The 14,776-nt window shown below is 40.9% G+C and carries 10 protein-coding genes; 4 read left to right on the forward strand and 6 right to left on the reverse strand.

Annotated features, from left to right (window positions below; genetic code table 11):
- Positions 1-20: 20 nt before the first annotated feature.
- The 4 genes from HY841_08560 to HY841_08575 form a co-directional block, all read right to left on the reverse strand.
- Positions 21-1,595 (reverse strand): PD40 domain-containing protein, encoded by a 1,575-nt coding sequence (locus HY841_08560; GenBank protein ID MBI4930798.1) that lies wholly within the window; start codon positions 1,593-1,595, stop codon positions 21-23.
- Positions 1,596-1,709: 114 nt separating this feature from the next.
- A complete protein-coding gene (locus HY841_08565; protein ID MBI4930799.1) occupies positions 1,710-2,732 on the reverse strand; it encodes a PorP/SprF family type IX secretion system membrane protein in 1,023 nt (340 codons plus the stop codon).
- 12 nt (positions 2,733-2,744) lie between these two features.
- A complete protein-coding gene (locus tag HY841_08570) occupies positions 2,745-5,468 on the reverse strand; it encodes a gliding motility-associated C-terminal domain-containing protein (protein ID MBI4930800.1) in 2,724 nt (907 codons plus the stop codon).
- A 27-nt stretch (positions 5,469-5,495) separates the two neighbouring features.
- Positions 5,496-6,434 (reverse strand): hypothetical protein, encoded by a 939-nt coding sequence (locus tag HY841_08575; protein ID MBI4930801.1) that lies wholly within the window; start codon positions 6,432-6,434, stop codon positions 5,496-5,498.
- Positions 6,435-8,002: 1,568 nt separating this feature from the next.
- On the opposite strand from HY841_08575, the gene HY841_08580 reads away from it, so the two are divergent.
- From HY841_08580 to HY841_08595, 4 genes are all read left to right on the forward strand, one after another.
- Positions 8,003-9,349 carry a T9SS type A sorting domain-containing protein gene (locus tag HY841_08580; GenBank protein ID MBI4930802.1) on the forward strand — a complete coding sequence of 449 codons (1,347 nt, stop codon included), beginning with the start codon at positions 8,003-8,005 and terminating at the stop codon, positions 9,347-9,349.
- A gap of 146 nt (positions 9,350-9,495) precedes the next feature.
- Positions 9,496-10,383, forward strand: a complete 888-nt coding sequence (locus HY841_08585) for a hypothetical protein (GenBank protein ID MBI4930803.1) — start codon at positions 9,496-9,498, stop codon at positions 10,381-10,383.
- Positions 10,384-10,393: 10 nt separating this feature from the next.
- A complete protein-coding gene (locus HY841_08590; protein ID MBI4930804.1) occupies positions 10,394-11,233 on the forward strand; it encodes a class I SAM-dependent methyltransferase in 840 nt (279 codons plus the stop codon).
- A 12-nt stretch (positions 11,234-11,245) separates the two neighbouring features.
- Complete coding sequence (locus HY841_08595; GenBank protein ID MBI4930805.1) at positions 11,246-12,781, forward strand: UbiA family prenyltransferase; 1,536 nt, start codon at positions 11,246-11,248, stop codon at positions 12,779-12,781.
- Between the two features lie 70 nt (positions 12,782-12,851).
- Here HY841_08595 and HY841_08600 read toward each other — a convergent pair whose 3' ends face one another.
- Both HY841_08600 and HY841_08605 read right to left on the reverse strand, forming a co-directional pair.
- Positions 12,852-13,496: a hypothetical protein gene (locus HY841_08600; protein MBI4930806.1), complete on the reverse strand. Its 645-nt coding sequence runs from the start codon at positions 13,494-13,496 to the stop codon at positions 12,852-12,854.
- Between the two features lie 85 nt (positions 13,497-13,581).
- Positions 13,582-14,730, reverse strand: a complete 1,149-nt coding sequence (locus HY841_08605) for a saccharopine dehydrogenase NADP-binding domain-containing protein (GenBank protein MBI4930807.1) — start codon at positions 14,728-14,730, stop codon at positions 13,582-13,584.
- Between the last annotated feature and the right edge of the window lie 46 nt (positions 14,731-14,776).

The raw sequence follows: 14,776 nt of genomic DNA on the forward strand, positions 1-14,776 counted from the left end.
GTAGAAAGAAAGAGTAATGCTTATTTTTCAAGTATTGTAAATTCCGTTCTGCGGTTCATTTGCCGCCCCTCCTCCGTATCGTTTGTGGTGATGGGCTGTGATTCTCCATAGCCCTTTGCTGTAAGGCGGTCTTTGCCGATGCCTTTGCTGATGAGGTAATCCACTACGGCTTGCGCGCGCTCCTGTGATAATTTTATGTTGTATTCATCTGTTCCTTTGCTGTCGGTGTGGCTTGACAATTCGATTTTCATAGCGGGATTATTGGTCAGCAACTGGACTAAGCGTTCAAGTTCTGACATGGATTCGGCACGCAATGTTGCTTTATCAAAATCATAAAAAATGTTTTTCAATACTATTTTGCTTCCTATATTTATTTTTTCCAGCGGAATGGTTTTAATTATTTCCTTGTAAGCGGCTGTGTCGGGTATGCTCACGTTGTCAGAATAAAAAAGGTAGCCCTCTTTCTTTACGTTGATGCCGTAATTTTTTCCCGATGGAAGTGATATGAGAAACTTCCCTGTCGAACTATTGGATTTTATCTGTGAGAGAACTTCGTTTTTTTCGTTGTCGGTAATTTCAATAGCTGACTCGAGCGGAGCGGATGTTAATTTATCAACGACCATTCCTTTAAACAGGGTTAGTTTGGGTCCCTTGTCTTTTTTTATTTCTACGGGATTGATTTGATAAATATCTTTTTCTCCTATGCCTCCTGATTTTGCCGATGCGTAATAACCTGTTTGCCCGTCTGCCGTTACCACAAAATATAAATCATCATCAGGAGTATTAATAGGAGAACCAAGATTGATTGGTTTTGTCCATTTCCCTTTTTCAAATAATGATTTGAAAATATCATATCCCCCTGTGCTTTTGTGTCCCTTGGAGCTGAAATAAAGTGTCGTTCCGTCCGGGTGAATGAAAACGGCTTCTTCGTCTTCTGGCGTGTTGATGATGGAACCCATATTTTTTGCTTTCCCCCATTTTCCGTTTTTATCCTTCCTGCACATCCAGATATCTCTTCCGCCTTGCCCTTCTTTCCGGTTGCTGACAAAATAAATAGTATTGCCATCGGGAGCAATGCTTGCTGATGATTCGTGGTCTGCGCTGTTGACGGGTTCGGGCAGTTTATCGGGCTCGCTCCACTGTTCTCCTTCCAAGACGGATTTATAAATGTCTCCATTTCCATTTTCATTATCGCGATACAGCAGCATGGTTTGCCCGTCATTGGAAAGAGCAATAGCCGAGTTATGCCTGCCCGGCTGGTTGATGGATTCCGACAACCGTTTTGCTTCTCCCCATTTTTTTTCTTTCTCATCATAGTAGGATTCATACACATTTTCCATCCCTTGCTTTCCTTTCTTGATTTCTTTTTCTGTCACCGGTCTTCTGGAGGTGAAAACCATCATCTGCCCATCGGCTGATATCACCGGAGCATATTCAGAAAATGCCGTGTTGATGGTTTTGCCAAGATTGGTGATGGTGATTTTTTCGGCATCAGCACCCGGCTTTTTGGTGGAAGAGATTTGTTGTGCAAGGGTGAAAAAGCCAAAGCAACAAATCAGCAAGACCGCCAATTGAAATCTCTTCGGGATACACATCTACAATAAGATTAAACAGATTTCTGAAAGATTACGGTGATTACTTTGTGCTATTTCATCCACGCAATCTGCTTTTTTGTTTTTTCTAAAATCACCGTAATCTCAGTATATAATCTAAATTCTTGAAGCGGATTTAGGCAGGAACGGATTGGGATTTACAAAGCGCAGGGAAATTTCAAAGCCGCCTTGTCCGCTGCTGGCAGTTTTTAATTTTGAAATGTTTACATCATAACTCAAGCCGATGTTAAACTGTGCAAACTCAAGCACTACGACAGGGATCACGGCATCTTTATTCCGGTAATGCGCGCCCAGCGAAATGGCAGCGCCTTTCACATAACCGGAACTGGATGCTTCCCTAAACGTGTAGCGGAACATATTTCCAAAAAAAAGTTCTGATGATTTTCCCTGCTGAAAATAAATAAAGCCCGGTACCAGCGAAAAATTTCTGTTGCTTAACCGCACAAGCCCGTTTGCATACCCCGTAATTTTCATGTTGAGTTTATCATCCTTTCCGTAAAAAGAATAGGCAGGGCGGTTCGCATGGAATATGGATAGGCCCGCGCTTAAATCAAGTTTGTCCTTGCCATATTCATAATGAATGCCGCTTCCTAAATCAGGATAGGTTAAACTTGCTCCGCCCGATGGCTCACCGGATGGCATCGCGGCATTGTAACTGCTTCCGTCATACTGATTCATCCACTGAAGGTCAGCATTATTAATGCTTCGCTGGGCAAATCCGCCATAAAGCCCGGCACCAAGCGTGCTTTCCTTGTTGATATAAACATGATAGGCATAAGTTATGTTTCCCTGTAAAGTTTTCATTTTCGCATTGCCTGCCTGGTCTTGAAAAATAGTTACGCCCATAGCAGAAAATCCTTTCCTGCCTTTCTTTTTGGCAATCTTCGCATCAAAGGAAACATTGGCTGTGCTGTAAGGGGTTGCAACGCTGTTCCATTGGTTTCTGTAATTGATGATGGCGCGCAGATCACTTTCGGCTCCCGACTGCGCTGGATTAACAAGCAAGGGGGTCATCCAGAACCGGGCGAAGTGAATGTCCTGGGAAAAAGCCATGTAAGAAGAAAGATGGCAGATGGCAGATGTAAGAATACAAACTGCTAAGAGAGTAATTTTTTTCATTACACTTTTTAATTATCGAATTAAACTGATATTTCCTTTTTTGCTTTCCTTTTTTCCATTTGTTAAAGTTGCTTCCAGATAGTAAACAAACTCAGCGGAGTTCATGAGTTTGCCTTTGTATATTCCATCCCAGCAGATTTTAAGATTATCGGTTGTAAATACTTTTTCTCCCCATCGGTCGTAAATGGAGAAGGAGAATGTTTCTATGCATTTGCCCAGCACACATTCCAGTTCGTTCTGCCCGTCTTTGTTTGGAGAGAAAGCATTGGGAACAAAAATTTCTCCGCAATCCAGCAAATCAACCGTAACGGTTACACAGGCAGAAGCAGTGCAGTTGCCGGCATTGGTAACTGTAACGCAATATTGAGTAGTTGCACTCGGAGAAACAGAAATTGCCTGAGTGGTGGCGCCATTGCCCCAACTGTAAGTTCCTCCTCCCGAAGCAGAAAGAGCAACTGTTGCCCCTTGCGAAATAGTAGTATCAGAACTTACCGTTGCAGTTGGATTTGAATTAACCGTTACAGCGGCAGAAGTAGTATCAGAACAAGAGCCGCAGGAAGCATAGACAGAATAAGTTCCTGCAGATGTTACGGGAATGCAAGAAGTAGTTGCGCCTGTAGTCCAGGAATAATTACATCCTCCGGAAGCACAAAGCGTGGTGCCCTGTCCCTGACAAAAAGTTAAACTCCCGCTGACAACTGCATTCACAGCGGAGATTACCGAAACATTTCCTACAGCAGATGCCGTACAGGTATTCACGCCAGTTACGGTTACTGTATAATTTGTTGTGGAAGCCGGGTTCACAACAATTGAAGAAGAAGTTTGCCCTGTGTTCCACGAATAAGTTCCTCCCCCGCTGGCAGTGAGCGTTGCCGCATCGCCTGTGCAAATGGAGGTGCTGTTCACAGAAGCGTTTGGCGCGGCAAGAACTGTAACTGTGGCGGAAGTGGTATCGGCACAAGAGCCAACGAATGCAATCACAGAATAAGTTGTATTTGTTATGGGAGAAACGGTAATGGAAGTAGTGGTTTGCCCTCCTGAAATCCATGAATAAGAATTTCCTCCGCCTGCTGTAAGGATGACTGATTGTCCGCTGCAAATGGGATTATTTCCAGTAATCGTTGCAGTGGGAGGGGAAGTAATGTTTACCGTTACAGCAACCGTATCGGCACAGGTTCCTGAAGTAACAAATACAGAATAAGTTGTAGTGGATGTCGGGGAAAGAACAACTACAGCAGTGAGTGTTCCATTGCTCCAGGAATAATTGCTTCCTCCGCCCGCAGTGAGTGTTGTGCTTTGCCCAGCGCAAATAGTTGTAATTCCCGAAATAGTGGCGGTGATATTATTTGATACTACCACAGTGACCGAATCAATGCTTGAGCCGCAGGAATTTGTTACTGTAACGGAATAAGAAGTTGTGATTGTCGGAGAAACTGAAATTGATGCAATGGATTGTCCCGTACTCCATAAATAATTTCCTCCACCGGTTGCTGTGAGTATTGAGTTCGCGCTGGGACAAACCGTAATATCCGCGCCAGCATTTGCCGTAGGGAGAGGATTCACGGTTACATTCACCGCATCCGTATTGCTTCCGCAGGAATTTGTTACTGTTACAGAATAATTGGTAGTTATTGTTGGCGATGCAACAGGATTTGAAATGTTCGGGTTGCTCAATCCGGTTATTGGCAACCAGGCATAAGTTCCTCCACCGGTGGCGCTCAATGTGGTATTCGCAGATTGACAAATAGTAACATCCGTTCCGGCATTAGCGGTGGGCAGAGGAGTTACAGTGATGGTGATTGTTTGCGTTGTAGATCCTGAGCCATTGGCATTGGTGGCGGTGAGCGATGCTGTGTACGTTCCGCTCGCGCTGTAAGTAACGCAGACAGTTTGGGTTGTAGCAGTTGCAGGGTTTCCTCCCTGAAAATTCCAACTCCAGGATGTGGGAGCGTTTGTGCTTGCATCCGTAAAAGTTACGCACTGTGCCGCGCAAACAGTAGTGCTGCTTGTTGAAAAACTTGCAACCGGCACACCGCCACTAGGAACAGAAAGCGTAATGTCATCTACAGCAATTGAGGGGTCACCATTTGATGGAATTCCATCATCATTATTCGTCCAGTTAAATCCTATTTTAACATTCGGATTATTGTTTGCACTTGCAGGAAGTAATATTGAATAGGCAGTCCACCTGCCTTGAGGAGCGCATACTCCTAGTGGAGGTTTTGCAAGTGGGTCAATCATAGTCCATGTTGCGCCATCATAATACCAAAGAGTTGCATCATCATTTACATCTCCGTTTGCAATATAATTAAATGCAAGAGTAATGGTAGATTGTCCTGTACAATTAATGGTTGGAGATTCAACTCTCATATTTGTGGTTACACAGAAAAGCACACCGCAAAATCCACCTGCATCATATGAGGCTCCCTGGTCTAAAACAAAACCATCATCAGCACCTATGTGAAGAGATGGATCTGCTGCCCCGCAAACTGAACCGCAAGCAGGGGGTGCATTACCACACTCTGCACCGCTCACAAACCATTTGTTGGATTCCGGGTCATTCAATCCGGTTGATGTTTGTGTCCATGGCCCGTTTGGTCCTGTCGTGTATAATGTTACTAAACACGGATTTCCTGAAACGCATCCATTCTGAAACGCTTCTGTCCAGAAAATTGTTTGAGCGTTTGAAGCGATGACAGAAAATATGGCGATGAAGAGGAGTAATTTTTTTTTCATCTTGTATTATAATTTACGCAACTATTTTTATTTATTGCTGTTGCCGACAAAAACTTTTTTAACAATCACGCTTTCGTTAATCTCAATGTGTACGAAACATATCATGGCTGATTCATTCAGTATGATTTTATTTCCAACCATCGCAGCAGGCAGATTTTTTCCCAGCACATCCGTTACGCTCATGATGCGGAAGGGAAGCGAACTTTCAACGAGAATGTTTCCATCCGCAGCATAAACAGAAACCGTATGAGCCAAATCAGCGGGCGAAGCAATGCCGGTTGTTCCTGCAGAAAGCGCAATGTCATCCACCGCAAAAGAAGGGTCAGTTCCAATGCCATCGTCATTGTTTTTCCAGTTGAATCCGATTTTCACATTCGGATTATTATTGGCGCTGGCAGGCAGCGCAATGGAAAAAGCAGTCCATTTCCCTGATGGAGAGCAGGCACCGAGTGGAGGTTTTGCAAGAGGGTCCAATTGCGCCCATGTTGCGCCATTATAATACCAAAGCGATGCATCATCATTTACTCCATCACCATTTTCCATATAATTAAAAGCAAGCGTAATAGTTGATTTCCCCGAACAATTAATTACGGGTGATTCCGTGCGCATATTGGTGGTAACACAAAACAAAGTTCCGCAAAATCCACCGGCATTATAGGAAGCGCCTGCGTCCTGTGTCGTGAAGCCATCATCTACTCCTATGTGTAGTGAGGGATCTGTTCCTCCGCAGGTTGAACCGCATACTCCTGCCGCATTGCCACATTCGCTTCCGCTCACAAACCATTTGTTTGACTGTGCATCATTGGTGCCGGTTGATGTTTGCGTCCATGCTCCATTAGTGCCGGTATATGCTGTAGCGAAACATCCGGACACACAACCATTTTGAAACGCTTCCGTCCAGAAAGTTTGCGAGTGAGAAATAAAAAAACAAAATGTGGCGATTAAAGAGAATAAAATTTTCTTCATGTAATCTGAATTAGAAATGAAAGAGTAAAATTAAAAAATCAATTTGAAGGAGAGAAATAAAAACGAGAAAAGTTTTTAACTCCGCTTTGCGAGAGTCCGTACTTTTGCCGGACCCGAAGCCCGCAGATAAACTATGTGAGGTTTTTTTAAAAAACTCATCTGCAAAAAAGATGTTTTGGTCTGATATATTCAGCACTTCGTCTAAAAGTTGTCCCATTACTATGATATAAGGTAATAACTAGTGTAACTTTGAAGTTTGAATAGATGAAAATGAAAGCAGCAAGCAAAATATTATTTTTTATTTCCATTCTTTTACAGGGTGGTTTTGCATTCTCACAGGTGCTGAATGATTACCGCTCAGTTGTCACAGGAAACTGGAATGCGCTTGCAACTTGGCAGAGCTATAATGGAGTGGCTTGGGTTGCTGCTACTGTTCTTCCAACTGCTGCCGTTGCCCAAACCATTACCATTCAAAGTCCGAATATCGTAACAATTACTGCCGCTGTTTCCGTTGATCAGGTTGTTATTAATTCTGGAGCCACACTCCAAACCTCAGCCGCAATTGTTCTCACTATTGCCGCTGGTGCAGGGGATGACCTTACTGTTAATGGAACGTTCATAGATGCTTCTTCTGGGAGCATTGTATGGAGTGCCGGCACAACATGGCTGATGGGCGCGGCAGGAACATTAATTAAAACCACCATCTCTGCGGCAACGGGCTGGCAAGGAAATTATTCTGGAGGTATAGCCACAATCCCTGCTACGGCAAATTGGATTATCAGAAGAAATACTGCAGTAAATCCTGTCATCACAACTATAGGAGCATATTATCCAAACCTCACCATTGAAAATAATGTGGCAGGTATCTGGACAACGGCAACCACTTCAACTTTTCAAGGCACTACAGGATTTCCAACCATCAAAGGGAATTTTGATATTGGCGGGAGCGGAACCAGCACAGTTGATTTTCTGAACGGGCATACATTTGCTACACCTTCGCTTGTTCAGGGAAACACCATTATTCGTGCAGGAAATATATTACGCAATTACGGCACTGGTCTGGAGATGCAAGGCGACCTCACAGTGAGCGGAACAGTAAATTATGCTGCAGGAGCTGGTACAAGAAAAATTATTTTTTCCGGAGGAAATGCTCAATCCATCAGCGGAGCAGGAACTCTGAATATTCGTGACATGACCATGAGCAAATCTGCAAATTCACTCACACTCAATCGCGCCATCACCATTGACAATGTGCTTACGATGACCACAGGTATAATTAATTCTTCTTCACCAACAAATTTTCCTACCATCAACACAGCCGGAACAGTTGCCGGAGCAAACAATGCAAGTTTTGTGAATGGTCCTGTGAGATATATCGGTACTGCCGCATTCACTTTTCCTGTTGGAAAAGGCAGCGATTATCAGCCGCTTGGTTATGGCGCTACCGGTGGCGGTGGAGTTTTTTGGACAGAGAATTTTAATCCGGCCGGAATATGGACAACAACTAATACAGGAGCAAATTCTGCAAGCGCAAACACTTGGTATATCAGAGTTGTCAGGAAGACGGTTTGCCAGCTGGTTCTTGCGGTTCGGGTTGTCTTGTTGGAAATTCATTACACCTTGGTTCAACTACTCTTGGTGATATTGGGGCTGCGTATGATGCGGCACAAACAACTAACAAAAGAGCAGAGTCACCAATAATAAATTGTTCCGGAAGAGTTGGAATAACCCTTGCATTTAACTTTATTGAATATGGGGAAGGAGCCACTGATGATGCAATCTTTGAGTATTACGATGGTGCTGTTTGGGCGCTATTGGGTAATCCTGCAAAACCCTTTTGTTGCGGTCCTGCGGTTTGCGATGGTCAACTTCAGGGTTTATGGACCGCTTACTCAGTCGCTCTCCCTGCTTCGGCTGACAATAACCCCAATGTAAAAATTGGTTTTAGGTGGACAAATAATGCATCGGGTGGAAGCGACCCTTCTTTCGCTGTGTGGAACATTACCCTATCAGCTCCTCCTACCGTTGATTTCACCTGCGAATATTTTTTTGCTAACCCAACAACTACTTTCAATAATACGATGGGTGTGGGGCTTGCACAAATAGAAAATTGCGAATACTGGGTTCTTACCCGCAATGCCGGCACAGCAAGTAAAAACGTAACTCTTAACTGGGATGCCAACAGTTGCATTACCGCGCCCGCCATAATCACTGATTACCGTGTTGCCCGCTGGGATGGCGCTGTGTGGCAGAACGAAGGCAGTACAGCAACAACCGGTGCTGTTCCGCCTGCAGCGGGGAGTATAACAAGCGGTTCGGTTTCAACCTTCAGCCCCTTTACCATTGGTTCTATTGTAACATGGTCTCTGCCAATTGAACTTTTAAGTTTTGATGCAAAAACAAGAAGTGAGGTTGTGGATTTATCTTGGACTACCGCTACTGAAATAAATAATGATTTTTTTACTGTAGAACGCTCTATAGATGGAAAAATATTTACTTCAATCGGGAAAGTTAAAGGCGCAGGCAACTCAAGCACAAAGCGTAACTATAAACTTACGGATACAAAACCTGTGAATGGAATTAACTACTACCGCCTCAAGCAAACCGACTTTGACGGAGCCTATTCTTATTCAAGCGTTGTTGCAGTCAATATGAAAGACGAATCACCGCTGGAAATAATCAGTATTGTGAATGGATCTGATGATAACCCTACTGCCTGGATTCAAAGCGATGGCAGCAGTTTTATCAAACTGGAAATTATTGATGATGCCGGAAAACTAATCCGTTCCTTTCATTTTCAAGCTGCCGGCAGTGTAACGCAAATTTCTCTTGGCACCCATTCCTTTGCTAAAGGAATTTACTTCCTGAAAGTAAGCGATGAAAACGATGTAAGAATAAAAAAATTCAGTCTCTGATTTTTTATTTAATAACCAATAATTTTTTTAAGGTGTTCTGTTATGTAATTGTACCGGGATTAATTCCGGTTGTACTTTTTTCATGTAAGACACATTCGCAAATTCTTGATAGCAAGGAATCCGTCCATGTCAACGACAGTTTGGAGATGTGGTATTTTTCCGGCTTTTTTAAAAATAAACATAGCAACAACCTGTATTCCTTATCGTATCTGGTTTTTCATAGAGGCAATGAGATGAGCGGCAAACCAGCATTTTCATCTCATGTCGCCATAACAGATATTGAAAATAAAAATTATTATTTTGAAATATTTAATCCGGTTTATGCTAAAAAAAATGTTCCTGATTTTTCAGAAAACCTTGATTTGTATATCGGCAATGATTCGCGGAACGTGCATTTGAATGCGAGAAAAAAAAATTATTTGCTGAAAGCCCGTTCGCAAAGGCAAAATAATTTTGACATAAAACTATTTTGTGACCGCGAAATAACGGACACGGTGAATAATTTCTGTTCTGATACGAATAAGTATAACGTTTTTCATTCTTTTTCATTTTTCAGAGAAGTTGAAGGAAAACTTAACTTTGGCGAAGCAAAAATGAAAGTCAGTGGAGAATTATTTTATAACAGGATTTATAAAACAAAATCATTAATGCTGTCTCATAAGGAAATCTTTTTGTTCAACATGCAAATTGACAGCACAGGGGAATGTTTTACGGTTTTTTTTACTAATGAAAAAAATAATCCCGAATCATTTAACATTATATCAATCTGCTCAACCAGTAAAAAAATTAATAAAACAGATATTGAAATCAAGCCAACAGGATTTTGGGAAAGCGCTAAACTAAAGAAGAATTATCCGATAAAATGGGAAGTTAAAATTCCTTCTGCGAATGTAAATGTGAACTTAACCGCTACATCTGAAAATCAGGAAATACAGTGGATGAAAAACGGTTATTGGATGGGCTCCTATTGGATAACTTCTGCGGCAGACAGCACAAAAAGAATCGGGAAAGCAACCGCTGTTTGTTTGAAATAGAATTTTTATTATGACAGATATCTCTATAAATACAGTAGCCGATTATTACAACAAAAACCAAATTCTATATAATCTTCTTTGGTCAAGTGATGTATTGCATTATGGATTTTGGGAGACAGGAATAAAAAATCATAAAGAAGCCCTTCAGAACACAAATTCATTTGTGGCATCTTGCCTTGATTTGAAACAGGGGGAAATAGTACTGGATGCCGGTTGTGGTGTAGGAGGAGCAGCGATTTATATGGCAAAACAATTCGGAGTAAAAGTGAACGGAATAACCATATCACATGTTCAGGTAAAACAGGCATTGAAGTCGTTAGAAAAAAATAATGCTATCAAACATCTGCTTAACTTTGAAAAGAGAAACTATACGGATACGGGGTATGGCAGCGAATCGTTTGAAAAAATTTATGCCATAGAGAGCAGTTGCCAGGCAAGCAGCAAAAAAAAATTCGCTGAAGAGATGTATCGTTTGATGAAGCCGGATGGAAAACTTGTCGTGAATGATTTTTTTCTATCGGAAATAAAAAATGAGTATGATAAAAAAAATTTAAACAGTTTTCTTCAAGGGTGGGCAATACCTCACCTTTCGCGAAGGGAGGATTTTTATGAGATTTTATCAAAGACTGGATTCCGAAACATTCAAGTTTATGACAAAACAAACGACATAAAAAAATCAAGCCGCATTGCGTGGATGCTGGGTGTTGTGTTTTATCCTTTTTCATGGGTTGGGTCAGCGTTGAAAATTATTCCTGAGAATATGCATCCGCATTGTGTGGCGTGTATTAATCAAAAATATTTATTTCTTAACCGGGTGGCAAATTATCTGGTCTTTGTTGCTGAAAAATAAATTTTATTTACCATGACTTTAATTCGCTGTGTTATAGATTATTTTGAGAATAACAAGGCGCCACTTGGAAATTTTATTGCTTCATTCTTGTTTTTTGTCCTGCTGAGAAATTTCACCGAAGTGTATGCTACTCATCAGGATTTGTATTTGATGCAAACACTCACATACTCTCCGTTTTATATTGCACTTGCCTGCTGGCTTATTTTTCTGATTTGTCTTTTTACCAAGGCGGATGTTGTTAAGGTTTCTAAAATGGTGTTTGCATTTCATGCCATTATTCTTCTTCCACCCATCATAGATATTCTTTTTTCTACTGGAAGCGCTGTGAGGATGCGCTATTTTTCTCTTTCAGGGTGGGAGAGTTTGTTCAAACAATATGTAATGATGGGAACCGGACAAAATTCCATGGGTCAAAGAATAGAGGTTGTCATAGCCGTTATCGGTTCTTTTATTTATTTTTTCAGTAAGAACAACCGATGGTTCCTGTCTGGTATGTATGCGCTGGCTATTTACACTTGTATTTTTTGTTTTGCTATTGGATTATCACTGCTTAATTCATTTTTTCAATGGCTGCACATTGCACACACTCCATCACAGGATTATTTTTTTCTCGCGCGATTATATTTTATTTCAACCGCCATCTGTGTGGTGCTTCTTTTTTATCTGCATAACAAAGAAAAATTTAAAATGCTTTTGTACGACTTAAGGGCGCTGCGAATCATACATTATCTTCTGATGGTAGTGTTGGGATTTGTTTTGTTGCGATACCGAACTCCGGAGCAGATTTCCGTTCCGCTTGTCATCACTACTGAATCGTTTTTCTATTTTTTTCTAATACCCATCAGCATTGTTTTTGCTGCTGTTTTCACCATCATTTCAAATAATGTAGAAGACCTTGCCATTGATAGAATTTCTAATCCAAACCGTCCGCTTGTAAGTAATCGTATTGCAGAAAAAGAATATATGATTATCGGATATATTGCTCTTGCACTTTCCCTGATTGCAAGCATTCTTGTCAACAGGTCGTGTTTTATTTTTATGGGATTAATAATTGGCAATTACTATCTCTATTCCAACCCTCCTTTCAAATTGAAACGAATACCCGTTTTGTCAAAATTAATTGTTGGAATAAACTCTGCTTTTATGGCGTTGATGGGCTATACAGTTTTTGGCGGGGCTGTATTAACTTTTCCTCCCGAGTTCCTTTTCTTTTTAGTAGTGTGCCTTGGACTATCATCTAATTTCATAGACCTGAAAGATTACGAAGGCGACAAATCATTCGGAATAAAAACACTTCCCGTTTTGCTTGGATTACGCGTGTCAAAAATGGTGATTAGTTTATTCACCGTTTTTTCTTACGTTGTTTTTTATTTTATTATTAGAAATTACATTTCTCATCTCTGGCTGCTGACTCCTATGCCCTTGCTGCTTGCAGCACATTTATTTTATCTGAATAAAAAAGAATTTAAAGAAGTGCCTGTATTTTTGATTTACCTAGCCGGGATTATCGGAGTTATTATAATAATGCTAGCAGATTCTTTTCTTTAGGGAACCATAAAAACTCAAACCCGGTTTTTTCATCGTCCCATGCTCTCCGCTAAGGATTTAAAAAAGTATTTTAATTTTTTGCTTTTGACGTTGAATCGCCACCTAATTTTATCGCAATGCCTGTGCCGATACAAAATCCTTTTGAGGCAAGAGTGTAGGTATATTCCAAACTGTCGCCAAATTTATTAAACGTGTATCTTGGAAACGCCAGATTGACTAGGATGCCGGTGCGGGGAGAAACATAAAACCTTCCGCCAATGTGAAAATCAAATGCTCTTCCCATGGAGCCGTAAATACTTTTGAAGTTGTCATTGGGATTAAGCCGGAATCCGGCAATACCCAACCGAAGTCCGGTGAACAAATCCGCTTTTTTACTTTTAACAAAATGAAAGTTGAAAAGAAAATTTCCGTCAAGCCCGTTTACGCTTGGCTTGTACCCGTTTGAATCTTTAGATGACAAGTAATGACTGTATAACAACGATGTGCCTATGCTGATTCGCTTACCCACTGCCCATTCCATTGCGGGAGCAAGAGCGATGCATGCGGCTTTTCCTGTGGCGCCTGTGTCAGAGGGTTTCTGATTATCTTTTAATGTTATGTTGTAAATTCCCAATCCGAGATTAACATCGAAAATACGGTTGCCTTTTTCAAAAGATTGAGCGTTCAGAAAATTAGCTGAGAAAAACACAAGCAGCAGGAGGATGATTTTTTTCATTTTGCTTTGGGTTTACTGATGAGATAGTTCGAAAAGAAAAGAGTATGCAAGTCTACAACTTTTCTGAACTATAGTAAAATGGAGTTTATGATTTTTTATCCTCTGAGCTGCTTTTTACATAATGAATATTCCTTTCTTTCAGATAATTAATCATGTAATTGAAACACGCTTCGTGTTTGCCGATTAATTCAGGAGGGAATATTCCTTTTTCAGTGAACAAACCTTCCAGAAACATATTTGCAGCAGCCGTGGCGGTATATCCTGTAGTTCTTGCCATGGAAGAAGTTTGAGTTTCATGGCAGTATTCATCATATAAATTATAAACTACTTTCTCTGTTTCCCCTTTTTTGTTTTCACCTTTAAGAGTAACGCGCATGACTGTTATTTCTTCTTCTGTTTCTCCCAGCTTCCATTCGCTAAAGAGAATTTTGCATGTAACATCCAGAGGAGAAACTTCTGTTCCATTCACATTTATTTTCTTTTTATTAAAGAACCCGCTTTCTTTTAATACTCTCACATATTCTACATGCCCGGGATAGCGGAGCGTTTTCTCTTTTCTGTTTTTGATGTGAGGCATGGTAAACAATATTGACCTTAATCCATCTGAATTAAAAGATTCCAGCGTTCCCACTTTGTCAAACTCTATGAACTCACAATCGGTTAATGGTTCGCGGATAATTATATTTCCGTTCTCTACATAGCGGGCAGGACGGGTATATTCTTCAATTACATCTACCGGAGAAAAAGGAGCTTTGTAACAAAATGGCCACTTTTTAATTTTAGGTAATCCTCCCACTAAACATTCAAAATCGGTGAGCTTTAATTTTTCATTGTAATAACCTAACAGAATATTATCCATCCCCGGAGCAACACCGCAATCAACAATGGCGGTTACACCTTTTTCTTTTGCAAGATTATCCAGATCGAGAGCGTTTTCAGGAAAGAAAGAAATATCCACCACATTTTTTCCGGCTTCAATAACTTGTTTTAAAGTTTCAAAGCCAAGAAACCCTGGAACAGCACAAATAACTATGTCAAAACTGTTAAGTGCGGAATGAAACTTTGGCTTATCACATACATCTAATTGCAAAATGCTGATCGCCTTGCATTTTTCTTTTACATGGATTAAGCGCTGGCTGTTCAAATCCGTTAAGGTTACTTTATGTTTCTTTGAAAGATCAATTGCCATTGCACTTCCTACCATGCCGGCTCCTAAAACGATTATGTTGCTCATATTTTTAATTTATATTTTATTGTGTTTTTATTTCAGAAGGGTAAGC

It is taken from the genome of Bacteroidota bacterium, assembly GCA_016213405.1.
Classification (GTDB): domain Bacteria; phylum Bacteroidota; class Bacteroidia; order Palsa-948; family Palsa-948; genus Palsa-948.

What these genes read in the sequence shown, in the direction of transcription:
- HY841_08560 (MBI4930798.1), bottom strand. Translation starts at nt 1,595, where the DNA reads ATGTGTATCCCGAAGAGATTTCAATTGGCGGTCTTGCTGATTTGTTGC.
- HY841_08565 (MBI4930799.1), bottom strand. Translation starts at nt 2,732, where the DNA reads ATGAAAAAAATTACTCTCTTAGCAGTTTGTATTCTTACATCTGCCATC.
- HY841_08570 (MBI4930800.1), bottom strand. Translation starts at nt 5,468, where the DNA reads ATGAAAAAAAAATTACTCCTCTTCATCGCCATATTTTCTGTCATCGCT.
- HY841_08575 (MBI4930801.1), bottom strand. Translation starts at nt 6,434, where the DNA reads ATGAAGAAAATTTTATTCTCTTTAATCGCCACATTTTGTTTTTTTATT.
- HY841_08585 (MBI4930803.1), top strand. Translation starts at nt 9,496, where the DNA reads ATGTGGTATTTTTCCGGCTTTTTTAAAAATAAACATAGCAACAACCTG.
- HY841_08590 (MBI4930804.1), top strand. Translation starts at nt 10,394, where the DNA reads ATGACAGATATCTCTATAAATACAGTAGCCGATTATTACAACAAAAAC.
- HY841_08595 (MBI4930805.1), top strand. Translation starts at nt 11,246, where the DNA reads ATGACTTTAATTCGCTGTGTTATAGATTATTTTGAGAATAACAAGGCG.
- HY841_08600 (MBI4930806.1), bottom strand. Translation starts at nt 13,496, where the DNA reads ATGAAAAAAATCATCCTCCTGCTGCTTGTGTTTTTCTCAGCTAATTTT.
- HY841_08605 (MBI4930807.1), bottom strand. Translation starts at nt 14,730, where the DNA reads ATGAGCAACATAATCGTTTTAGGAGCCGGCATGGTAGGAAGTGCAATG.